Here is a 22,554-nt window from a genome sequence, read left to right as displayed (position 1 = left end):
ATGCCGTCGCAATAATGGGGAGCAGAAAAACCGGATTTACACCCGAATACTGCCATGCAAAAAACGCCAGATACCCACCGAGAATAATAAAGGATCCATGCAACATATTGATAATATTCAGCACACCCCAAACCAGCGAAAAGCCGATTGCGATGCAGGCATAGAGGGACCCCAGTACAATGCCGTTTAATAGAATTTGAATGATGTCCACTGTGATTGATTCCCAGAATTGCTCTCAGTTGGCGCAATAAATTACTGAATTCTGAATAAGGTCGAAGGCTTCATCTGTCGCCAGAACAGCCCTCGACCCCTCAGGCCTACGCAAGGCTTACTTGATCATTTCCATTTCTGCATTGGCGATAGATGCCGGATAAAGAACTTTAATTTCATCACCCTGCACCTGAATGATCGGCATTTCACGGCCCTGGTTCATTCCATTGTCGCCAAAATCAATCGGACCGTAGAATGTCAGGATATCGGTAGCGGCCAAAGCATCGCGAACCGCCTGCTTATCCTTGGACCCCGCGACCTGAACTGCATTTACCAGCACGTCCGCCGCTGCGGCACATGAGGCAGATACATAATCCGGATCTGACTTATAAGCGGCCGTAAAATCTGCATAGAAATCTGCTGTTGTGCTCCATGGTCCGACGGCATCGGTATAGGCAGTGGAATGGTGCCACCAAGTAGAGCTTGTCACGCCATCTGCCAACTCACCAAGTCCTTCGGTAAATTCACGATAGGCTGGACCCGTTACCATCGTCATAATAGGCACCGAAACGCCCATATCAGCCAACTGCTTGCGCCCCAGGAGCAAATCCTGCGTATATCCCGTCATGTAAACCCAATCAGGGTCAGCAGATTTTATCGCAGAAATGGCGGCGGAGTGATCCATTGTACCAACGGCGTACAGCTCGTTATACACAACATCAAGTCCGCCGGATTCTGCAGAGGTTGCCAAAGCACTTGCCATGGCCTTGGGGAACACATCGTCACGACCGTAGACTGCAACCGTCTTCAAATCCGGGGATTTTGCCTTGAAGAACTCGACCATGGATTCCGTCATGCCGGTATTCGGCGCGAGGGTTCCAAAAAGATACTTGAACCCCTGGTCATAGACCGAAACTGAAGAAGCGACGCAGGCAAGCATCGGCACCTGATAGCGTTCTGCGACAGCGGCAATAATCTTCGTATGCCCAGAGCCGAACGGCGCCATAATCACATCAACGTCATCATCATTAATCAGCTTTTCAGCCAACTGGCCAGCACGTTTACCATCTGTCTGGTAATCATACTCAACGAACTTGACCTGCATTTTCTTGCCCGCCACATCAATACCACCTGCGGCATTAATTTTATCGAGCCAGAGTTTCCAGACATCCTGCTGCTTCTTGCCCTCATCGGCCAAGCCGCCCGTCAAGGCCAGCGGAGCCCCGATCACCAACACATCGTCGTCCGCTGAAGCGATCCCAAAACTTCCGGCCATCGCCATCCCCATTGCTGCGGCGGCGACCGTCAATCGTTTTTTGAGTGTTATTTCCATAACCATCCCTTTCTTCCAATTCAATTAATCCCCGAACGATCATGCCCAAGGCAGCCTCTCCTTAAAGAACTAGCAAGAGATATGCCAAAGTCGTAACTATAACTATCGTAACAGATATTTTAAAATTCACGGGTCTTAGAGGACGGAAATTGTTTAATTTTTAACCATTTATTTCGGACCTGATCATGAAATAGGCAGGCAAAACGATGTCATTTGAAATCGATTTTACATAAAAAAAAGGGGGCGACCAGACTTCTCCGGAACCACCCACTTTTCTGAAATTTAAATTATGCCGCCAGATTATCTCTGCTTAAGGACTGTTAGAGCTTCCCGGCCTTTGCCGCCTGCTGGACTTCCTTACTCTGATACTTCGTCCACATATTTGTCAGGAAATCAAGGGTAAGCGGATCCATATCGTATCGGGGCAGCGGGTCCTCATCCCAGTAATTAAATTCATCCTCACCACGAACACGCAAAGCAGTACGCCGCCCCAATGTTGAATTAACATGGGTACCGATGAAAAAGAACGCCAACCCGATCCGGCGATCATCCGAGAAGTTTCCAAGGCTGCCATGAGCTGTCTTTACATGATGTATGGAAAACTCGCCCGGCTCCAACTCGAGATACTTGGCATCGTCATCGTCCACGCCACGAATTGTCTGGCCCTTCGCGAGAAGGTTCTTGGGGTCATAAGTTTCATCATGCTCCATATTCTCACCCATTTGCGATCCGGGAAGTACGCGCAAGCACCCATTCCCCTTATTGCTCGGGGTGAAGGCAAGCCAAACCGTTACGGAATCATTTGGCGTCAAGCCATAATAGGCTGAATCCTGATGCCAGGACACAAACCTGTCGCTCTGGGCGGCCTTTGCAAACATGGACGAGCCAAAAAGCATAATATTTGGCCCCAGAAGCGATTCCACCGCATCCAAGATTATCGGATTTCGAGCCAAGTCGACCATCCAGGGGGAAACAACATGCGCCTTGATCTTCATGCGCTTGTTGCAGTCCTCCTGCAGGCTTTCTTCCATCGCCTCGAGTCGCTGACGGCAGTCTGAGGCATGGGCTTCGGTAATAGCCCGCCTTTTCACGAAGTATCCATCGCGCTCAAAAGCCGCCACTTCCTCTGGCGTCAGGGATCCACTCATTATTTATACTCCTTAATTACGAGCTATTAATTCAAGCGCATTTCTACTGTCGCCATATCGGCTGGAGATAAAATTACCGGTTTGCCGCCCTGAATTTGGATAATCGGCAGGTTGCGGTTATCGTTCAGGCCGTCTTCGCGAAACTTGATCGGACCGTAGAATGTCTCGATTTCAAGGGTCCGAAGCGCTTCACGCACGGCATCCCGATCCAGAGTACCCGCTTTTTCAATCGCTTTTTGCAACGCGATCAGGGCTGCAGCAGAAGAAGCATGAACATAGTCTGGATCTTCACCAGACGCTTTTTGAACCGCCTCAGTGAAGGCCTGCGTTGTTCCAAAAACATCATCCCCGGCATAAGCCGCGGAATAGTGCCACCAGGTTGCGCTGGTTACATTTTCTGCAAGCGGACCAAGGTTTTCGACAAACTCGCGATAAGCCGGCCCGGTAATCATTGTAATGATGGGCGCGTCGAGGCCCTGCTCCGCCATTTGCTTGCGAACAAGAACCAGATCTTCCGTATAACCGGTAACATAAATCCAATCCGGCTCAGCAGAGCGCATTCCTACCGTGGCGGTCGCATGATCGAGTGTTCCGACGGGGTAGAGCTCCTCATACACGACCTCAAGCCCACGGGCGGTCGCCCCCTTTGACATCAAAGTCGCCATGATTTTCGGGAACACGTCATCGCGACCATAGATAGCGATCTTTTTCATGTCCGGTTTCTGCGCCATGAACAAATCAAGCATGCCATCAATTAACCCGCCAGAGGGCGCGAGCGTTCCGAACAGGTTCTTGAAGCCCTGATTATGCACAGGCTCAGACGACGCTACCGCAATAATCGGGACGCCATAGCGCTCCGCCACACCGGCGGTGATCTTGGAATGCCCTGACCCGAAAGGAGCCGTCAAAAAATCAACTTTATCATCAATAATCAGCTTTTCTGCCAGTTGGCTCGCCCGTTTGCCATCAGTCTGGTAGTCATAGGTGATCAATTCGACTGGCATCATGACCCCGCCGACATTAATGCCGCCAGCCGCATTGATCCTCTCCAACCACAGATCATACGCCAGCTTTTGCTTTGCCCCTTCCGCGGCGAGACCGCCGGAAAGTGCCAATGGAGCCCCAATTTTCACAACGCCATCCGCTGCGGCCGCCGAACCTGCTAATCCGAGTGCAGCGACACCCACCGCAGCGGTTGCCAACTTGAGCCGATTTAGAATTCCCTTCGCCATTTCACTCCATCCTTCCTGATAAAAACCTTCCAACGGTAGCCTTGCAACGACTGACCATTCCAGGAAAGGAGCAAGAAGTATGCCAAAGTCGTAAATATCACTATAGTAGTTACTTTTTTATAGAATTTGATCCCTAAGCCCTTGCAAATATGAATTTATTGACCAAAAATTAGACTGAAATGCACATAAATCATGCAATCAATTATTTGCTCAATTAATATTGTCGGAGGAAAATGCCTTGGCCAGTGGCGGCTCTGTTTTGATGATCCGTTCATAAAGAAGCTCTTCGACATTGCGAAGTGAAAGTGAAAACCGGACATACATCATCACCGCCAGACGGAGGGCCTCGGGTGAAGACTTAATATACCGAAAGGGGTTCTTATTTTCCTTCCCTGAGATAGAAAATGGCCATCAACCGATTTTCTTCCGACAGTACCAATTTCCAAAAAAAGCTCAGGAGAATATAAATCCTCCTGAGCAAGTAAGGCACCAATTACAAGATGAAAGCTACATCTTGTAATCTCGCCGGGCAAAGTGAGCGGGAGTAAACACTTGCCGACTCTTCATCAATATCGTTAGCAATGGATAATCCGACTTTCAAAATCCTTTGATGACCTGGTGAGGACGGTCGCATTTTTTTCTCCTACAACGACGGTATCATCGGCGCGAAATCCGCCCAAACCCTCGATATAAATTCCGGGTTCCGCTGAATAGACTTCATTTTTGATAAGCGGGCGGTGACAAAACGGCATATCCTCTGGAAACTCGTGATTGATCAAGCCCATACCGTGGCCCGTACGATGCACTACATTTTGGGAAAATCCGTGTTTAGCGAAGATTTTGCGCGGCGCTTCATCAATTGCGCTGACGGGATTATCCGCGACCATCTGCTCAATGGACGCAAGATTTGCCTCCAACGCGGCGTCATAGGCGCGATGCTGGAGATCCGTCGGCTGACCGACGAAATAGGTCCGTTCGTTTTCAATTGTAACGCCGTTCAGACGCGGGATCAGAATATTGATCAGCCCGTCTCCCTTTTGAATGCGGGCACCCGCCTGCTGGCTGTCTCCATGGCAGGAGGCTGACGAAGCCCCGCTCAGCGTGAAGAAGCGATATTCAAAATTTTCCCCGGGAAATCTCTCGGCCGCTTCGGTGAATACTTTTGCCGCGATCGAATAATCCAGTTCATGCACCAGGCGACCGGGGCGAATGCCTTCACGATATAGCTCCTGTGTCCAGTCGGAAAGATCGCACAGCTGCTCCATGATTTTTAACTCTTCTGCATGCTTGATCCAGCGCAATTTCCGAAAGCCGTCCATCGTCGACTTAACTTTGACCCCGGCATGCCCTGCCATAATTTTCTCAAGCCATGCGGCATTTGTATCGACACCGACAGTAGCGTTGCCCAAACCGGCGGCATCGATCTGCTCAACGACATGCTCCTCAAAAGTCTTCCGACTGCGCGGATCGCCCTCTTCCAACGGAAATTCACAATAAAAATGCACCACATTGGTCCAGAAACTTCCCCGCTTGTTGGCAAATCCTAGGTGATTGGTCGATAGAGTATTCATGACTGCTACCGGCTCACCCGAGCGCGGTACGATTAGAGCGATTGGCCTCTCCCACGCATGAACGTCAACATGAAAATTTGTCAGGAACTGAAAGAAATCAACGCCGAAAACGACGACACCGTCTAGGCCGCCTTCATCCATCATAGCGTCCAGTTTAGCTCGGCGATAATCGTAAACATCCCTGGATAAAAAACTCATCTCAACACATCCTTTTCAATATATTGTCGGGTTAGCTGGCATTTAAATACTCAGACAGTGAAAGACTTTAAGCGGCGCCGGAAATACAGACTTGAAATTGCCGTTGCGATAATCGTGACCGCCGTCAATATGAACGCCAGCGCGGCGCCAAAGGGCCAATTGTAATTCTCGGTTATTTCGTTGTAGAGAGTCGGTCCCATCATCGCGAACCTTGGTCCGCCGAGCAGTACCGGCGTTGAATAGGAATTCATCGTCAAAATGAAAACCAGGATTGACGCAGTCGCAATTCCGGGCATTGACAAGGGGAAAATGACACGCCAGAAAGCGGTAAAGGGTGATGCGCCCAGATTTTCAGCCGCTTCGGTCAGCGAGTAATCGATAGATTCCAGAACACCCTGTAACGTCAGAATTATGAACGGCAACATAACATTGAGCATGCCGACATACACCGAAAAGTCGGTGTACATCATCTCGATTGGCTCATCAATGAGGCCAAGATACATCATCGTAACATTGAGGAAGCCCTTCGCTCCAAACAACGTCATCCAGCCTGCTGCCCGGACCACATTGCCTACCAGCAATGGAAACAGGACTAAGATAACAAAGAGGCTTTTAAATCTTGACGTAGTTCGTGCCAGAAACAGTGCAACCGGATAGGCGATGATAACGCCGCTTATCGTCGTCAACAGAGCGACGGTCAGCGTTGTCATCATCACACTCTGATAGTAGGGAACACTAAAAAATTCGGCATAATTTTCCCATGTGAACGCCGAAATCATTAGTTCTGTCGGATCAAACTGGTTAAAGCTGTATCGCAACAGAATTAATGTCGGCAGCACCAACGCGACGACGATGACAACCGTCGCAGGAAGAACCATCGTCGCCGCTGTCAGCGTATTTCTACGGGTGTTTGACATGAGAAAGTTGATACCTATCAGGCCTTGAATTCCTGATCCCACCATTTCGATACCTTAGGCTGCTGCTCTGCCTGATAAGCGAAATTCGGACCATGCATTTTCTCACGTTCCTCTTCGGTAAATCCGATTTTCTCTACCAAATCAGCCGGGATTGGGGCGTTATTGACCGTTGGCATATAACCCATATTTTCTGCGAACCCCTTTTGAGCAACCGGATCAAGCATGGAATTCAGGAAATCATGGGCCGCCTCGCGATTGGCACCATTTCTGGTCGCACCGGCAGCGGATACGTAGGACAATGCGCCTTCCGACGGAACCGTAAAGGCCAACGGTAAGCCTGCTTTCTTCCACTGATAGGCCCGGGCACGCCACATAAGGGTGATTCCGATTTCCTCACTCTTGAAAGCATTCGAAACGGCTTCGTTGGACGGCAGAATTTTCACATCCGTTTTCTTGAGTTCCATTAACGGCGCATAGCCGGGTTCGTAATTGGTCATAGAACCGCCATGAGCGATAGCCGCCGCCTGCAGGACGTAGCGATAGAGAATATTTGCAAACCCGATTTTGCCTGCATATTCTTTTTCCCACAGGTCTTTGTAACTGGTAGGCTTCGGTACCAGCTTCTCGTTGTAAACAAGCACCATGCCGCTATACATATGAGGGATGGAATAACCGGTCTGAAACTGCTTGTATACATTTGCCAGGTTCGGAATTTCCGCGGATGAAAACCTGTCAACGCAATTTTTCTGATCCAGCAGCCACATGTCGGCTTCCGTAAAGGCCATCAAATCAATCGAGCTTACTTCACGCTCCGCTTGCGTCAGTACCTTGGTCCGACGAGCGCTTGACGATCCCGTATCAAAAATAGCGGTCACATCGTATTTTTCAGTCGCGATTGGCTGCACAAGCTCACCAAGCAAGCGGGAATAGTCCCCGCCCCAGGTTGACATCACAGCCTCTTTCGCCGCCCATGCCGAACTGATTGGGGCAATCGCTGCACCCGCTGTCAGCGCGGCTGCGCCCTTCAGTAAAGAACGTCTGCCAATTTCCAAGTTACTCATCATTGTCTCCTCTGCTAGTGGTTACTTCTTCCGTTGTGATACGCATTAATCGTCCCCATACTCAGCGATCAAATGCGTGGATATCGACGGCCATCCGGCTGTCACCTTCTCGCCAACATGGCTGGTGAACCTAGCTCCAGGCAGGTTTGTCGCCTGAACGGTAATCAGATCACTTGTCGTCAAACGAAGTTCTATTTCCGTCAAGGATCCCAGATAGGTAACCCGTTCGACGGTGCCTTCGAATGTATTGTCCAGAGAGGACGCTTCCGCGCCCAGCTTGATGCTTTCAGGGCGAACGCTCAAAGTCGCCGACTGCACGCCTGTTCCGGAATCTGCGCATCTAATTTCCAGACCACTATCCGACCTGAAGATATTTTCCGCCTGGCACTGACCCGGGAAAAAGTTCGATTTCCCGAGGAAATTAGCGACAAATCGCGAATTCGGACGATTGTAAACTTCGTCGCCCGCCCCCATCTGCATGATCCTGCCCGACTTCATGACGACCAGACGGTCGGCAAGCATCAACGCCTCTTTCTGATCATGAGTGACAAAAACAGATGTAAGTTCCAGCCGCTGTTGCAGCGCCCGGATTTCATTGCCAACACTCTGACGAAGAACCGCGTCCAAGTTCGACAAGGGCTCGTCGAGCAAGAATACATCCGGTCGGATGACCAGGGCGCGAGCAATCGCAACACGCTGCCGTTGACCGCCTGACATCTGTTTCGGGTACCGATCCTCATACCCGTCAAGATGAACAAGCGTCAGAACCTCTTTCACCTTCGCCTCGCGTTCGGCCTTGGGCACTTTACGCATTTCAAGACCAAAGCCAACATTCTCCCCGACGGTCATATGCGGAAAGAGAGCATAAGTCTGGAAAATCATGCCAGTATTACGCTTATTGGCCGGCATGTCCGTCACATTGCGGTCACCAATCATGATCTTTCCGGCTGTCACGTCGACAAATCCGGCGATCATACGCAAAAGCGTTGTCTTGCCACACCCGCTCGGCCCTAGCAACGCCACCAGTTCAGGGCCGTCAATACCCAGAGAAAGGCTGTCAATCGCCGTCACAGATCCAAATTTCTTTGTTACATTTTGTATGCCCAGAGAGGCCATTATACGATCCTGCTCAGCTTGAAGAATCTGTCCGTTACGACAAGAACGGCGGCAATAATCACCACCTGGATGGTACTCACCGCAGCAATGGTCGGATCCATATCGAATTCGAGATACTGCATAAGCGCGATGGGAAGAGTCGTTCTGCCCGGACTCACGATCAGCAGCGAAAGTTCCAGATTCTCAAAGGAAATAATAAAGCTGAAAAGACCCGCTGCCACTACACCGCCCCGCATCAGTGGAAAAGTAACGCGCCGGAACACAGTCCATTTGCCAGCCCCCAGATTGGAGGCCGCCTCTTCGATCGAAACGTCCTGACCGAGGAGGTTTGCACCGATCAAGCGGATCGACCACGGCAGGACCATCATGGTATGCGCAATGACAATGCCGACATTCGACGCCGTTGCATCAAAGGAAAATCTGTCCGCTATAGCAATAAAGAAAATATACAGGGCAATGCCCAGCACAATGTTCGGAATCACCAATGGCGACAAAAGGAGGCCGTTCAATAATTCCCTCCCCGGAAACCGGTACCGTACCAAGGCTATTGACGCGACGGCTCCAAAGCACACTGAAAGCATCGAGGACATGGCAGCCACATACAGGCTCACCGTAAACGCATTGAAGAAGACTGGGCTCTCCGCCGCTGCGACAAACCATTTGAACGTATAGCTCGGCGGGGGAAACGTAAGAAATACGCTGTCAAAGAACGACACCCAGACGATAAAGACCACCGGCAAAACAAGGAAAACGAAGGCGCAAAAAACAAAAGCTGAAAGAAACCATCTCATACTTTGTGAAGCCCCCTTTCCCTAAAATCTTTGTTTGCCAGATAGGTGTCACCGATCCCCTATAACAAACAAATAAGTGTGTTTGTTATAGGGGATCGAAATTATCGAGTCAAGAAGATTAGTGGTTGAGTATTAGCTCAGGAGTTCTTTGACGTTTTCGGCAGCGAGCAACACGTAAAATCCATGCCGTCCGGTCAACTTGAAAATTTCAAACTAACCGCAATAAACACCCCCACCGCGCCTATCGTCATACCGAATATATTCTGGGCAACGGCAAAATAAGCGATCAGCGACGATGAGTATTTTTCCGTATTTTTGCAGACAAAAATGTTCTTTAAGTGCCGGACCACACCCGTTGGCACTATTTTTATTATCAGCGCTATCCAGCCGACGATATATATCCAGCCATGCATAAACGGATAGGAAAGCGTGATGATCAGAACAAGCAACATCATGATCAAACCACGCACAGGATTGGTTACAGTGAAAGCCGGCAGCCCTATTCTCGCTCGAACGAAACTCGTCGCGTTAAAAAGAAGGGCAACAACAGCATAGAGAATCTGGCAATAGATAACTTCATTCATGTTGCACCCGGCAGAATGGTCTCTCGGCGCCTCTGACTGAACCGTAATGAACAGGATTAATACGACGGGAACGCCATATTAGGCAGCCAAAGACAGAGTTGTGGAAAAAGAACAATTAGAAAAATGACCACGAGGATCGCGAAATAAAACGGCCAGATCGATCTCATAAAATCAGGAAGCCGGACCTTGGCGATGGCCATTACGACATATAACGTAATTCCGACCGGCGGCGTAATTCCTCCGATCATGAGAGTCATTACAAAAACAATACCCAAATGGATCGGATCTATCCCGACGGTATTTGCAATTCCCAAAAAAATGGGAGCGAATACGATCAATATGGGAATGCCCTCCAGCACCATGCCCAGCAAGAAAACAGCCGCGATGATCACCATGAACACGCCGAATTGAGTATCAACCCAACTGGTCACCAATGTGCCGACGGCTTCGGGAATATTTGCCGTGGAGACAATCCAGGTAAAAACAGAAGCTGGTGCAATGACGAACAACGTCGTTGACGTCGCCCGGGCCGCCTCCGAAGTTGCTCCAATTACATGTTGCACATTAAATTTAAGGAGAAAAACGCCAATCAGAAGAACATATAATACGGCGACGACGCTGGCTTCTGTCGGCGTAAAGGCCCCGGACATAATACCCGCCACCAGAATGACCGGCGCAAGGATCGGTAATATGGCCGCGCGAAATGTGAAGACGACTTCTTTAAATGTGGCGCGTGGCATAACCGGGCAGTGTTCTCGACCGGCTTTTGCCATAAAATAGATCAAAATCATCATCGAGCCGGCCATCAACAAACCTGGAATTATCCCGGCAATAAACAGGCGGCCCAATGAAACTTCGGTCACAAAGGCATAAATGACCATAATAATTGATGGCGGAATAATGGGCCCTATCAAGGCGGAGGCCGCAGTAATCGCCGCGCTGAAGCCCTTCCGGTAGCCCGCCTGATTCATCGCCCGGATCTCGACAGCGCCCAACCCACCGGCATCCGCGATAATCGATCCGGACATCCCTGCGAAAATGACAGAGGCGAGAACATTTACATGCCCCAAGCCGCCTGGAATATGACGGACCAGGGCGCCAGCGAAAGCGAATATCCTCTCCGTAATCCCCATGGTATTCATCAGGAAGCCCGCCAACAAAAACAATGGCACAGCAAGCAGCGAGAATGAATCAACACCCCCGGCCAGCTTTTGCGCCAGCAACTGCAAAGGAACGTCGTCCCCAATCAGATAAATCATCGCCACCATCAACATGGCGAAAGCAATCGGAACCCGGACCATGATCAGGGCAAGAAACAGTATCAGCATAATGGCGAATGACATGAAACTTCCCTGCTAGTCGTGAGATGTGCCAAGCGGGCGGGCATTCACAATTTTTTTGCCCAGAATTGTTGCCAGAATGCGCTCGATGGCGAAGAGAATAATGACAGCACCGCCAATCAATAAAGGCAAGAAATGCATGGTAAACCGCGAGACTCCCAACGTGCCGAGTTCGACCTTTAACGCCCGCGGCGACAGGCCGATCAGCTGCAGCAAAATTACGGCAACGGTCACAGCAATTGCGAGATGGACCGAGATGGTGATAATCTTTTTTGTCAATGACATGTCATCGCCGAAAGAAATCAAATCAACCGTAATATGATGCTGAGTGCGGTAAAGCCAGCCAGCCCCAATAAAGGTCAGCCATGTAAGAGCCATCTGACTGATTTCATCGGTATGCGTCAGTGGAATATCCAGGATATACCGAAAGAATACCTGACAGCTCATGGAAGCGACAATGACGGCCATAAACAAAAAGCAGGCTATATTGGATATTCTCTCGATCACCCTACAAAGCCAATGAAGCAATTGCACAACACACTCCTCTCCCGCAAATTGTCTGCGTAACTCAGTGTCAGCGGACTCCTAAATCAGCTCTCGCATGCCTAATCGAGTCCACCGACGACCGGAAGTCGCTACTTATCGCGCATTGCAATAATACGTTCAGCCCAACCCGCAGGGAAAAGGTCTTTTTCTACCATCACTGGCATTGCCGCCATGGTTTCCTTGGCAAAATCCTGCCGGGCTTCTTCAGGCATACGTTGGAACTTGCCCCCTTGGAGATAATTTCCTCACGCTGCAAGGCATAAGCGTCTGCCGCAATTTTGGTATAATATATACCGGCCTCGTTTGCCGCATCTGTCAGGATTTTCTGATCTTCCGGGTTCAGCTTCTGGAACGCATCTTCGTTCATAAAAACAGAAACCTGCGGAAACATCATGTCGCATTCGGTGATAAAGGGGGCAACCTCATATAGCTTCGTTGACAGAATGCGATTTGCCGCGGATTCGGTCAAATCCACGACCCCTTGGCTTAGCGCCAAATATTGCTCCGGATATGCCACTTTTACTGGGATCGCCCCCATGTTCTCATAATTCTGAACATACATCGGAACACTGGATGTCCGTGTCCGAACACCCTTAACATCGTCGACCGACATTATGAATTTATCGCGGCTCATAAAATACCTTGGAAGAGCGAACCAGTTCGTCGCCAGCGCCCTGACACCAAATTGATCAATCAACTGCTGATTTGCCTCTGCCCACATGTCAGACTGCATAAAGCGTTCCAAATGATCGAAGTCCTTGAACAGGAATGCCGCATCAATCACGCCTATCGATTTTACAAGTCGGGAGGCCTGCGAACCGGCAGATATAAAGAGCTGCTGCGTGCCGGAGGAAACCGCCTCCATCTGCTCCTGTCCAGTTCCAAGTGCGCCGCCCGGGTTGTGGTTTATCTTAATCCTACCGCCCGTTTTCTCTGCAACAATTTCGGCAAATTTCGCTGCCCCTTTTGTCGCATCCGAGGTTGGAGCCCCCATGCCACCGCTAATTAACTTGGTTTCTGCAGCGGCGCCCGTGCCAGTGATCCCCACCGTGATCAACATCAATGTTCCCAAAACCACAATCGCCGTTTTTGCTTTACTGTAAATTTCCATTCTCATAGACCTCCCAGATTAGGTATTCACGGACTGGAGTGTGATCGCGCCAATTTAGCATCGCACTCTAACAAAGCTAGCAATAGAAATTGCCAAACCGTCTACGTCGACTTACCTTAATATTAACAAACAATTTGTTTTGTTTGTCAATGGGGTCATAGTGATCTACAATTTAAAATGACGCTGTCATTGAAGGGATGCTATTTATCTGGAAGCATATGATTATGGGTAGCATAGAAATTAGTAATTGAGAGCACGCGACGAATGAAGAAACTGCGCAAAACACAGTCTGAACGTACTGAGACAACCAGGGCGAAGCTTTGTTCGGCAACCCTGGAAGTAATTGCCGAAATTGGGTATGAAAAAACAACGACGACGATGATCGCCAAGCGCGCAGGTGTATCTCGCGGGGCGCAAACACATCATTTTCCAACAAAATTTGAACTTGTCAGCGCCGCGTTTGAATATCTTCTGCAAGATTGGGAACAAAAGCGCGCGGAAGCGACCGGCAATGTCGAACAGGAAATTACGGCTGAAGAGTATATCCGTTTTCTGTGGAAAGAAATTTTCGGACATCCCCAATATGTCGCCTCGCTGGAATTGATGCTTGCGGGACGCGGCGACAAGAAGCTCCACGACAGTATCGTCAAATCATTGAGAGAGTTTACGGTTCTTCGGCAAAAGATCTGGAAGCGGATACTGTCGGATTCCGTCCCGGAAAGCTATCACTATACCCTCATGACATTGACAGTTTGTCTTCTTCGCGGCCTGTCAATGCAGAGTACGATCGAAGACACCAATGGCCATGAATCCGAGATCATTGACGCTTGGATATCAATCGTAAACGGGATTGTTAAAAAAGACTGACCGCTCATTTTATACGGTTACTCACAGAACAAATATCCAATTTTCGATTATGAGATTATGAGCACCGGCTCGCCCAGAACATTGAAATCGGGCGTAATACCAAGGCCTGGCGTATCTGGCGCGGTCATCCGGCCGTTGGTTCGTTGCGGTGCCCCTGTGGCGATTGTCACGGTACCGTAGGAATTAAAATCCGTCGCGGAAAAGCAAAATTCCTCAGACGTTGAGCGCGCAAGATGGGCGATGGCCGCCGTCGTGATATCGCCGCCCCAGGTGTCCTCTATGGTCATCGGAATGCCGGAGGCAACACATAAGTCGCGCATCAGTCGCGCTTTCGTGAGACCGCCGACCTTAGAGATTTTCAGGTTGATGCAATCCATCGCATCCTCGGCGATACCGCGAACCAGGGTCCCTGCCCCGTCAATGACCTCGTCCAGAATAAAGGGAAGTGACGTTCGCCGCCGGATTGAGATGGACTCCTCATAGGTCATGCAGGGTTGCTCGATATAGACATCGAGATTAGCGACCGCGCCGACAACCCGGGCCGCCTCATGCCGCGTCCAGCCGGTATTGGCATCGGCAACCAGAAGGTCGCTCTTTTTCAGCACCGCCCGCGTCGCATGGATGCGGTCAATGTCGTCATTGGCATCCCCGCCAACCTTCAACTGAAATTTCGTGTAGCCTTCCTTGCTGTAACCGGCAATTTTCGCCGCCATCTTTTCCGGGCTTTCCTGGGAGATGGCGCGATACAAAGCGACATCCTTCTGCATGGCCCCGCCAAGCAGCATATAGATGGGCTGACCCGTCGCCTTGCCGAGAATATCCCAGCAGGCAATGTCAATCGGCGCTTTTGCGTAAGGATGCCCGCGCAAGGCTGCATCCATGCAAGCGTTAATCTCGTTTAGCGCCAGCGGGTTTTTGCCAATCAGATGCGGCGCCAGTTCTTCGAGCCCGGCCCGCACTCCCCGGGCATAGGATGGCAGGTAAGTGGAGCCGAGCGGGCAGCATTCCGCATAGCCGGTCAACCCTTCGTCGGTTTCCACGGCAACGACCGTGCTGTCAAAAACCTCGACGAAATTGCCATTGGACCAGCTATAGCGTCCCTCTTTCAATGGCAGGTCTACCTGCCAGGCCTTAATCGCGGTAATTTTCATGCTTTTCTCCTTAAATAACGACAAAACCATGGGCAAATGGATCCCGGTCATCGATGATGATTTTATTATATCCCGTCACGCGCGCCCATCCCCCGATGGAGGGGGTAATCGCGTCGAACTCCCCCACCTTTACCGTCCCTTCCACGCGTCCGGTAAAAAGGGAGCCAATTATGCTTTCATGGATGAAGGCATCGCCGACGGCAAGCTCCCCGCGCGCGTATCGCTGCGCCATGCGTGCCGAAGTTCCCGTACCGCAGGGAGAGCGATCAATCGCCTTGTCCCCATAAAAAACCGCGTTCCGTGCCGTTGCACCTTCTGCGGTCGGTTTGCCTGTCCACATGATATGGGTGAGGCTCTTTATGTCCGGCTGTTCGGGATGGACAAAGTCATGTTTTTCATTCAGCGCGGTTCGGAGTGCCGGGCTCCAGCGGATCAGGTCTGATCCCGAATAATCGGCCATATCGGTATAATTCGCCTGTGGCTCGACAATTGCGTAAAAATTACCGCCATAAGCAACATCGACGGTGATTTCTCCAAGCCCCGGGCAAGGGGCGCTCAGCCCTTTCGCATAAAGGAACGATGGCACATTGATTATCCTGACTTCCTCAACATATTTTCCCTCCATCCGATATTCGGCAATAACCTTCCCCGCCGGAGTATCAAGACACAGCTTTCCAGGTGTCTTCGGCGAAACCAGCCCTTCCTCTATCGCAATTGTGACCGTACCAATGGTGCCATGCCCGCACATGGGCAGGCAGCCCGATGTTTCAATAAAGAGGACGGCAATGTCGCAGTCATCCTGAGTGGAGGGATAGAGGATCGTCCCCGACATCTGATCATGACCGCGCGGCTCATACATCAGGCCTGTGCGGATCCAGTCATAGTCCCGCATAAAATGCGCACGACGGGCCAGCATGGTCTCGCCTTCAAGCCTAGGTCCGCCCGTCGTCACAACGCGGACCGGATTGCCACATGTATGCCCATCTATGCATTGGAATATATGTTGCGCCATCGAATATCCTAAAATCTGCTTGGGGAATAAGGAGTCATATCGATACTGCATTTATCGCCAAAAACGAGCTCAGCCACTAAGGCCGCTGTTCCCGCCGATTGGGTCAACCCAAGATGGCCATGTCCAAACGCATATGTAATGCGGTTTGACTGTGTCGCATGCCCAATAACAGGGATCGAATCTGGCATGGACGGACGAAATCCCATCCATTGCGACCCGCCGTCAGTTTTCAGGTCCGGCATAAATGCTTTGGCTTTGGCAAGCAGGACGTCGGCGCGACGGAAATTGGGCGGCGCTTTCAAGCCCCCGAGCTCGACGCTCCCTCCGACACGAATACCGCCTGCAAGGGGCGTGACAACGAAGCCATGCTCCTCAAAAGAAAGCTGATTCTTGAGATCAAAGGCTCCTGGCGGCAGGGTCGTGTTATACCCCCGCTCCGTTTCCAGCGGGATATGATCGCCCATCGTCTTGGCAAGCTGATGAGACCAGGCACCGGCAGCAACCACGATATGATCCGCCGACAGCCTTGTCCCATCATTCAGGATGAGAGACGCGGACTGCGCGTCCGACTCGAGGACACAGCCTTCGGCAATGCGAATAACGCCACCGCGGGATTCAAAATGCCGCGCCAATGCCTCGGTATATTCCTTAGGGTCCGTAATCCCGTACCAGTTGGTCGTATAAGTCGCGGCAATAAACCGCGGATCCAGGCCCGGCTGATGCCTGGCGATTTCTTCCGGACCGTAAAGATGCGTGAAATTGACGCCATGTTCGGTCCGCGCCTGCCAGGCGGGAAGCGTTTCATCGAACTTTTTGCGGCTTTCAAAAAGCTGCAGGTTTCCATGCTGTCGCAGCATGCCATCGGTGCCGCTTTTCTCCATGAAGGGAATCAGCCTCTCCTTTGAAAAACGCATCAGAGCGACCAGAGCCTTGATCCCGGCCTGTACCCGGTCGGGAGAACTCGCCCGCCAGAAGAGAAACAACCAGGGCGCAATCCTGGGGAGATAGGGAAGTGGAATGGAAAGGGGGCCGAGCGGATCAAGCAACCATTTCGGTGCTTTTTTCATGATACCGGGAGAGGCCAGTGGTGTCGCATCAGAAAAGGCAAATGCGCCGGCATTTCCGCGGGACGCCTCGGCCGCAACGGCGGTACGATCAACGACAGTTACCCTGCCCCCGCGCGCCTGCATCTCAATTGCCGCCGAAATGCCGATAATTCCGGCCCCTATCACGAGAATTTCCGGCTGTTGATCCGTTATCCCTGAAAATCGCGTCATCGCACCCTTCTAACTGGCAATATGAGGGCTTACCCGGCCCGTTGCCTATTCCGTAAATAAGCCCCGTCAGGGCAGCGTATAGGCAGTTTTTACCGTTGTATAGAATTCTGCGGCGTAGCTGCCTTGCTCACGCGATCCGAAACTTGACCCTTTTGTTCCGCCAAAGGGTACATGATAGTCAACTCCGGCTGTCGGCAAGTTGACCATCACCATGCCCGCTTGTGCGTTCTGCCGGAAATGCGACGCATATTTCAGCGATGTCGTGCAAATACCCGACGACAGGCCAAATTCGGTGTCGTTCGCCACCGCAAGGGCTTCGTCATAATCTTTCACGCGAACCACGCTGGCAACCGGACCAAACACTTCCTCGCGATTGATCCGCATGTCATTCGTCGTTTCCGTGATCAGTGCAGGCGCCATAAAGAAGCCTTCCGTATCAGCCTTCACGCGCTCGCCACCCATAATCTTGCCGCCCTGTTGGCGCGCGATCTCGACATAGTTCATATTCTGCGCAAGCTGAGAGGCATCAACCACCGGCCCAATCTGGGTGGCGGTGGCGAGTGCCGCCCCAACTTTGAGCGCCGCCATCCGTTCCGACAAGGCGGCAACAAAACGGTCATGGATGCCCTCGGTCACGATCAGGCGGGAGGAGGCCGTGCAGCGCTGTCCGGTGGAGAAAAACGCTCCATTCAGGCAGGCATCCACGGCCAGATCAAGATCAGCGTCGTCCAGAACGACCATCGGGTTCTTGCCGCCCATTTCAAGCTGCAGCTTTTTCAGTTGCTGACCACAAACCGCGGCAATCCCGCGTCCCGTCGGAACCGAACCGGTGAAAGAAATCGCGTTGATCTTGGGACTGTTAATGAGCTTGGGGCCGACAACAGAGCCGCGCGCCATGACAAGATTGAAGACACCGGCAGGCAATCCGGAACGCGAGATAATCTCGGCCAGAGCCCAAGCACAGCCCGGCACCAATTCCGCCGGCTTCAATATTACCGCATTCCCATAGGCCAGTGCTGGTGCGGTTTTCCACGCAGGAATCGCCATTGGGAAGTTCCAGGGCGTAATAAGCCCCACAACTCCGACCGGATACCGGACGATATCGACGTCGATCCCCGGGCGAACGGACGCGAGAGTATCCCCGCGCTGCCGTAACGCCTCACCGGCAAAAAATTTGAAAATCTGCCCCGCGCGGGCGACCTCGCCGATACCTTCAGGGAGCGTTTTACCCTCTTCGCGTGACAGCAAACGGCCCAGCTCCTCTTTGCGCACCAAGAGCTCGGTCCCGATAAAGTCAAGCACGTCAAATCGTTGCTGCGGCGTACTTTTGGCCCAGACGGGTGCGACAGCATACGCCGCATCTATGGCCACATCTAAGTCCGCCGCATCGCCTTTTGCAGCAACGCCGACAATATCGGATATATCCGACGGATTAACGTTCTCTGTCGACTGGCTTGTTTCCTGCCAGTCGCCCGCGATAAAATTGTGATAGTCCATCTCACCCCTCACAACTGCGGTATTGCAGGACGGACGGCAAGCGCATCGCGGACAATTTTCTCGACACGCGACCGATGCGCTCCCGCCAGGGGCAGCCGTGGCTTGCGGACCCGGTCATTGGAATTAATTGCCAGCACTTCCGCCAGCTTGATCTGCTGCACAAGGAAAGTTGAGACATCAAGGTCCAGCAGCGGACGGAACCAGCGATAGATTTTCAAGGCTTCCGCATGACGACCCTGCTTTACCAGTTCATAAATCGCAACCGTCTCACGCGGAAACGCGACAACCAGCCCGGCGACCCAGCCAACTGCGCCGACGCAAAGAGCCTCATAACCGAGATTATCCACACCGGTAAAGACGTCATAACGATCCCCCAGCCTGTTAAAAATTTCTGTGGTCCGACGGATATCATCGGAACTTTCCTTGATAGCGACGAAATGATTGTCATCCGCCAGCTGAACCATCATTTCCGGCGTGACGTCCACCCGATAACCAACCCGGTTCGAATAAATCATCACAGGCAGATCGCCTGCGGCGGCAATCGCCTTCAGCGTCGCAACCGTTTCTTCCGGATTGGTGTGATAGATTGGCGAGGGCACAATCATCAGACCATCGGCGCCCGCAGCTTTCGCCCTCTTCGCAAGCGCGCAAGCCTCCCGCTCACCAGGCTCGGAAATCGTCAGCAAGGCGGGCTTGTCCCCCGTTGCCTGCTTGCAAAGCTTCAACACCTCAAGCCGCTCGTCATGGGTGAGCATATTTCCCTCACCCAGTGTTCCGCAGGCGATCAGGCCATGACAGCCGGCGTCCATCTGAAGAGCGAAACAACGCTCCATTTCAGCGTGATCCAGACTAATATCTTCCTTGAATTTGGTCGTAACTGCGGGGATGACACCTTTCCACATGAGCCTTTTACCTTTCCTGTTGACGAAATCATCTCTCTAATCTTGAAGCCACCAAAGGATTAAATATATTGGATCCAATTTTCAATATAAAAAGTTTGATATATGATAAAAAATTGCATATAGCGTGAATATACTCGCCCGACGTTGCGGCCAGCGTGTAATCGAGAGGAACAAACAGGTGAAACTTGAAGCTGTCGATATTGGCAAGATGGCATCGGCCTCTGACATCGTGTTTGAGGCATTGCGGCACGCAATTATCAATGGAGAACTGGCCGACGGCGAGCCCTTGCGGCAGGACGAGATTGCTGGCATTTTCAATACTAGCCGGATTCCGGTCCGCGAAGCCCTTTCTCGGCTTGAACAGCAGGGACTTGTAAGGACCGAGCGCTATAAAGGCGCCTTTGTCGCCGGAATATCGATTGACGAGGTTTCCGAGATCTTCAGTTTTCGAAGCCTCGTAGAAAGCAACGTGATCGCCGCTGCCGTTCCAAAAATCAGGCCGGAAACGCTTGCTGAGGCCCGGATTTATTATACTGAATTTTCCACAACCAAGGACCCGATGGAATGGGGCAAGCTAAATCGCAAGTTTCATTATATGCTGTATCGTGACAGCGACCTTACCTTCCACCTTTCAATTATCAACAACGCACTTGATCGAATAGACCGATATTTGCGCGCGCAATTGACCATGACGGATGGTGTTCCAAAAGCAAATAAGGAGCATCTTGGTATTCTGCGAGCTTGCGAAAAAGGCGATGCAGAACTTGCCGCCAAACTGACGCGAGAGCATATCCTTGGCGCACGGGATAACCTTGTCGAATTCCTCGAAAATCACAGAATAAAACCCTGATCGTAACATCATCTCCGGAGAATCTAACGTGACACACGGCCTCATAGTCGCCCCGCAACCCGAAGCCGTCGAAGCCGGCGCCTTGATAATGATGAAAGGCGGCAACTGCGTCGATGCAGCCGTTGCCTGCGCCTTCGCCCAGGGCGTCGTCGATCCTCAGATGTGCGGCATAGGAGGATTTGGAACGCTGCAGGTCTATTTGCCAAAGCTTGATGTGCACGAAATCCTCAATTTTCACGCGCAGGCTCCCGCCGCGACAAAGGAAGACCAGTGGGCCGATCTCATTGAAGGAGAAACCCGGGACGGTTTTGGCTTCATCCTGAAAGGCCGTGTTAATGACCTCGGCTATCAGGCCGTCGCTGTACCGGGAAGCCTGAAGGGGTACTGGGATATCCATTCCGCTTATGGGAAACTGTCCTGGCAAGATATTATTGAGCCCGCCATAACCCTGGCCAGGGAAGGCTTCACCATTCGCCCCCATATGCATACCTATTGGCGGTCGAATGAAAGCAAGCTGGGCCGTGTCGATATGATTGAAAAGCTTCGGTTCAGTGAAGATAGCCGCACCCTGTACTTTAACGAAAAGGGCGAGTTGAAAGAGCAAGGCTCCGTCATTAAAAACCCTGGATTGGCACAAAGCCTGTCCGTCATCGCTGAACAGGGGGCCGATGCCTTCTACGATGGCCCCCTCACGGAGCGGATCGTCGATGATTTTGCGAATAACGGTGGCCTTTTAAGCCGGGAAGACCTGCACTCCTACCAGACAAAAACCACGGCCCCTCTCTGGGGCAGTTATCGTGGGCTGGATATCGCAACCAATACACCACCCGGCGGCGGTCTGATGGTGCTGGAAATCCTCAATATTCTGGAGAATTTTGACCTCTCCGCTCTCAAGCATAATTCCGCCGAGTATCTTCACCTGGTCGCCGAAGCGATGAAGATCGCGACCATTGACAAGGAAAAATTTATTGGCGATCCGGATTTTATTGATGTGCCGGTGGATCGCCTCAATTCGAAAAGCTACGCCAAAGAATGCGCCGATCGCATTCGTAAAGGCCCTCTCGTCCATGTCGAAAGATACTCCGGACCGGAAGAATCAAAAGACACCACCCATATAACGGCGATGGATGAGACCGGCGGTATTGTCACGATGACCCATACATTGGGGTATCCCTCGGGCGCTATCACAACCGGCCTTGGCTTCATGTATAACGGCAGTATGAATATCTTCGATCCGCGCCCCGGTCGCCCCGGATCACTTGCGCCTGGAAAAAGCCGGTTTTCGGCGATGGCCCCAACTATTTTATTCGACAAGGGCGAGCCAATGCTAGCCCTTGGTGCGCCCGGCGGGACAGCCATCACCATGGCTATCGCGCAAGTCATCCTGAATGTGGTGGACTTCGGTATGTCGATTACGGACGCTGTCGCCGCCCCGCGCATAAGCGCGACAAGCGATGTGATTGATCTGGTTAACCGCATCCCCCATTTCGTAACTGATGAGCTGGAGGCTATGGGCCATAAAATCGACCGCAGCTATCAAAGCTACACGCTTGCCGCCGTGCATGCCATCCAGATCAAGGATGGCAAATGGATCGGCGGCGCCGACCCGGCCCGAGACGGAATGCCGCTAGAGGTTTGATGCAATCTCAAGTCCTGACATTCTGCAACGGGCCTGTGTTTGCTGCAGAAATCAGAAAACGCGCTTCATTTCCTTGCATAGCCCACCTCAGTGGAGAGGGCATCTGGATGAAGTTTTCGTTCAGATCAACGGGTGTTGTCATCTTTGATCACGTCCTGAACAAAGGGTCCATCACAGAACAAACGAATGCTGTCACCACGC

Annotated in this window: 20 protein-coding genes and 1 pseudogene; 3 read left to right on the top strand and 18 right to left on the bottom strand. The window is 51.6% G+C overall.

Translation table 11 applies throughout. The features are described 5' to 3' along the window. The 13 genes and pseudogenes from P1U71_RS15050 to P1U71_RS14990 all read right to left on the bottom strand — a co-directional run. Positions 1-211 (bottom strand): annotated as a pseudogene (locus tag P1U71_RS15050) (branched-chain amino acid ABC transporter permease); the annotation flags it as partial. A 117-nt stretch (positions 212-328) separates the two neighbouring features. Beyond that, complete coding sequence (locus P1U71_RS15045) at positions 329-1,519, bottom strand: amino acid ABC transporter substrate-binding protein (protein WP_301106447.1); 1,191 nt, start codon at positions 1,517-1,519, stop codon at positions 329-331. A gap of 344 nt (positions 1,520-1,863) precedes the next feature. Further along, on the bottom strand, positions 1,864-2,691 hold the full coding sequence (locus P1U71_RS15040) for a phytanoyl-CoA dioxygenase family protein (RefSeq protein WP_301106446.1): 828 nt from the start codon (positions 2,689-2,691) through the stop codon (positions 1,864-1,866). 26 nt (positions 2,692-2,717) lie between these two features. Continuing rightward, positions 2,718-3,923, bottom strand: a complete 1,206-nt coding sequence (locus P1U71_RS15035) for an amino acid ABC transporter substrate-binding protein (protein ID WP_301106445.1) — start codon at positions 3,921-3,923, stop codon at positions 2,718-2,720. Positions 3,924-4,498: 575 nt separating this feature from the next. Then, positions 4,499-5,692 (bottom strand): Xaa-Pro peptidase family protein, encoded by a 1,194-nt coding sequence (locus P1U71_RS15030; RefSeq protein WP_301106444.1) that lies wholly within the window; start codon positions 5,690-5,692, stop codon positions 4,499-4,501. Positions 5,693-5,742: 50 nt separating this feature from the next. Further along, on the bottom strand, positions 5,743-6,609 hold the full coding sequence (locus tag P1U71_RS15025) for an ABC transporter permease (RefSeq protein WP_301106443.1): 867 nt from the start codon (positions 6,607-6,609) through the stop codon (positions 5,743-5,745). A 17-nt stretch (positions 6,610-6,626) separates the two neighbouring features. Next, a complete protein-coding gene (locus P1U71_RS15020; RefSeq protein ID WP_301106442.1) occupies positions 6,627-7,670 on the bottom strand; it encodes an extracellular solute-binding protein in 1,044 nt (347 codons plus the stop codon). Between the two features lie 45 nt (positions 7,671-7,715). Next, complete coding sequence (locus tag P1U71_RS15015; protein WP_301106441.1) at positions 7,716-8,741, bottom strand: ABC transporter ATP-binding protein; 1,026 nt, start codon at positions 8,739-8,741, stop codon at positions 7,716-7,718. 44 nt (positions 8,742-8,785) lie between these two features. Continuing rightward, positions 8,786-9,577 (bottom strand): ABC transporter permease, encoded by a 792-nt coding sequence (locus tag P1U71_RS15010; RefSeq protein ID WP_301106440.1) that lies wholly within the window; start codon positions 9,575-9,577, stop codon positions 8,786-8,788. A gap of 194 nt (positions 9,578-9,771) precedes the next feature. Continuing rightward, on the bottom strand, positions 9,772-10,161 hold the full coding sequence (locus P1U71_RS15005; RefSeq protein ID WP_301106439.1) for a hypothetical protein: 390 nt from the start codon (positions 10,159-10,161) through the stop codon (positions 9,772-9,774). Between the two features lie 56 nt (positions 10,162-10,217). Beyond that, positions 10,218-11,504, bottom strand: coding sequence for a TRAP transporter large permease (locus P1U71_RS15000; protein WP_301106438.1), 1,287 nt, complete (start codon positions 11,502-11,504; stop codon positions 10,218-10,220). A gap of 12 nt (positions 11,505-11,516) precedes the next feature. Beyond that, positions 11,517-12,035 (bottom strand): TRAP transporter small permease, encoded by a 519-nt coding sequence (locus P1U71_RS14995; protein WP_301106437.1) that lies wholly within the window; start codon positions 12,033-12,035, stop codon positions 11,517-11,519. A 166-nt stretch (positions 12,036-12,201) separates the two neighbouring features. Next, positions 12,202-13,158 carry a TRAP transporter substrate-binding protein gene (locus P1U71_RS14990; protein ID WP_301106436.1) on the bottom strand — a complete coding sequence of 319 codons (957 nt, stop codon included), beginning with the start codon at positions 13,156-13,158 and terminating at the stop codon, positions 12,202-12,204. A 264-nt stretch (positions 13,159-13,422) separates the two neighbouring features. On the opposite strand from P1U71_RS14990, the gene P1U71_RS14985 reads away from it, so the two are divergent. Further along, entirely contained in the window at positions 13,423-14,025 is a 603-nt protein-coding gene (locus P1U71_RS14985; protein WP_301106435.1) for a TetR/AcrR family transcriptional regulator, read from the top strand. A 47-nt stretch (positions 14,026-14,072) separates the two neighbouring features. Here the strand turns inward: P1U71_RS14985 and P1U71_RS14980 are convergent, their stop codons facing one another. The 5 genes from P1U71_RS14980 to P1U71_RS14960 all read right to left on the bottom strand — a co-directional run bounded on the left by P1U71_RS14980 (position 14,073) and on the right by P1U71_RS14960 (position 19,864). Beyond that, positions 14,073-15,176: a cis-3-hydroxy-L-proline dehydratase gene (locus P1U71_RS14980; protein ID WP_301106434.1), complete on the bottom strand. Its 1,104-nt coding sequence runs from the start codon at positions 15,174-15,176 to the stop codon at positions 14,073-14,075. Positions 15,177-15,186: 10 nt separating this feature from the next. Further along, the gene (locus P1U71_RS14975; protein ID WP_301106433.1) at positions 15,187-16,188 is read right to left on the bottom strand and encodes a 4-hydroxyproline epimerase; all 1,002 of its coding nucleotides are present in this window, start codon (positions 16,186-16,188) and stop codon (positions 15,187-15,189) included. Positions 16,189-16,196: 8 nt separating this feature from the next. Further along, on the bottom strand, positions 16,197-17,465 hold the full coding sequence (locus P1U71_RS14970) for an FAD-binding oxidoreductase (RefSeq protein WP_301106432.1): 1,269 nt from the start codon (positions 17,463-17,465) through the stop codon (positions 16,197-16,199). Between the two features lie 66 nt (positions 17,466-17,531). Further along, positions 17,532-18,962 (bottom strand): aldehyde dehydrogenase family protein, encoded by a 1,431-nt coding sequence (locus tag P1U71_RS14965; protein WP_301106431.1) that lies wholly within the window; start codon positions 18,960-18,962, stop codon positions 17,532-17,534. An 8-nt stretch (positions 18,963-18,970) separates the two neighbouring features. Continuing rightward, complete coding sequence (locus P1U71_RS14960) at positions 18,971-19,864, bottom strand: dihydrodipicolinate synthase family protein (RefSeq protein WP_301106430.1); 894 nt, start codon at positions 19,862-19,864, stop codon at positions 18,971-18,973. A 178-nt stretch (positions 19,865-20,042) separates the two neighbouring features. On the opposite strand from P1U71_RS14960, the gene P1U71_RS14955 reads away from it, so the two are divergent. Further along, positions 20,043-20,714, top strand: a complete 672-nt coding sequence (locus P1U71_RS14955) for a GntR family transcriptional regulator (protein WP_301106429.1) — start codon at positions 20,043-20,045, stop codon at positions 20,712-20,714. Between the two features lie 28 nt (positions 20,715-20,742). Then, on the top strand, positions 20,743-22,353 hold the full coding sequence (ggt, locus tag P1U71_RS14950; protein ID WP_301106428.1) for a gamma-glutamyltransferase: 1,611 nt from the start codon (positions 20,743-20,745) through the stop codon (positions 22,351-22,353). Positions 22,354-22,554: the final 201 nt, after the last annotated feature.

Source organism: Sneathiella sp., assembly GCF_029233945.1.
In the GTDB taxonomy this organism is placed as follows: Bacteria; Pseudomonadota; Alphaproteobacteria; order Sneathiellales; family Sneathiellaceae; genus Sneathiella.
Note: the sequence above shows the minus strand (reverse complement) of the source record. Positions and strands in the feature narration are given on the sequence as shown.

What these genes read in the sequence shown, in the direction of transcription:
- P1U71_RS15040 (WP_301106446.1), bottom strand. Translation starts at nt 2,691, where the DNA reads ATGAGTGGATCCCTGACGCCAGAGGAAGTGGCGGCTTTTGAGCGCGAT.
- P1U71_RS15035 (WP_301106445.1), bottom strand. Translation starts at nt 3,923, where the DNA reads ATGGCGAAGGGAATTCTAAATCGGCTCAAGTTGGCAACCGCTGCGGTG.
- P1U71_RS15030 (WP_301106444.1), bottom strand. Translation starts at nt 5,692, where the DNA reads ATGAGTTTTTTATCCAGGGATGTTTACGATTATCGCCGAGCTAAACTG.
- P1U71_RS15025 (WP_301106443.1), bottom strand. Translation starts at nt 6,609, where the DNA reads ATGTCAAACACCCGTAGAAATACGCTGACAGCGGCGACGATGGTTCTT.
- P1U71_RS15020 (WP_301106442.1), bottom strand. Translation starts at nt 7,670, where the DNA reads ATGAGTAACTTGGAAATTGGCAGACGTTCTTTACTGAAGGGCGCAGCC.
- P1U71_RS15010 (WP_301106440.1), bottom strand. Translation starts at nt 9,577, where the DNA reads ATGAGATGGTTTCTTTCAGCTTTTGTTTTTTGCGCCTTCGTTTTCCTT.
- P1U71_RS15005 (WP_301106439.1), bottom strand. Translation starts at nt 10,161, where the DNA reads ATGAATGAAGTTATCTATTGCCAGATTCTCTATGCTGTTGTTGCCCTT.
- P1U71_RS15000 (WP_301106438.1), bottom strand. Translation starts at nt 11,504, where the DNA reads ATGTCATTCGCCATTATGCTGATACTGTTTCTTGCCCTGATCATGGTC.
- P1U71_RS14990 (WP_301106436.1), bottom strand. Translation starts at nt 13,158, where the DNA reads ATGGAAATTTACAGTAAAGCAAAAACGGCGATTGTGGTTTTGGGAACA.
- P1U71_RS14985 (WP_301106435.1), top strand. Translation starts at nt 13,423, where the DNA reads ATGAAGAAACTGCGCAAAACACAGTCTGAACGTACTGAGACAACCAGG.
- P1U71_RS14980 (WP_301106434.1), bottom strand. Translation starts at nt 15,176, where the DNA reads ATGAAAATTACCGCGATTAAGGCCTGGCAGGTAGACCTGCCATTGAAA.
- P1U71_RS14975 (WP_301106433.1), bottom strand. Translation starts at nt 16,188, where the DNA reads ATGGCGCAACATATATTCCAATGCATAGATGGGCATACATGTGGCAAT.
- P1U71_RS14970 (WP_301106432.1), bottom strand. Translation starts at nt 17,465, where the DNA reads ATGACGCGATTTTCAGGGATAACGGATCAACAGCCGGAAATTCTCGTG.
- P1U71_RS14965 (WP_301106431.1), bottom strand. Translation starts at nt 18,962, where the DNA reads ATGGACTATCACAATTTTATCGCGGGCGACTGGCAGGAAACAAGCCAG.
- P1U71_RS14960 (WP_301106430.1), bottom strand. Translation starts at nt 19,864, where the DNA reads ATGTGGAAAGGTGTCATCCCCGCAGTTACGACCAAATTCAAGGAAGAT.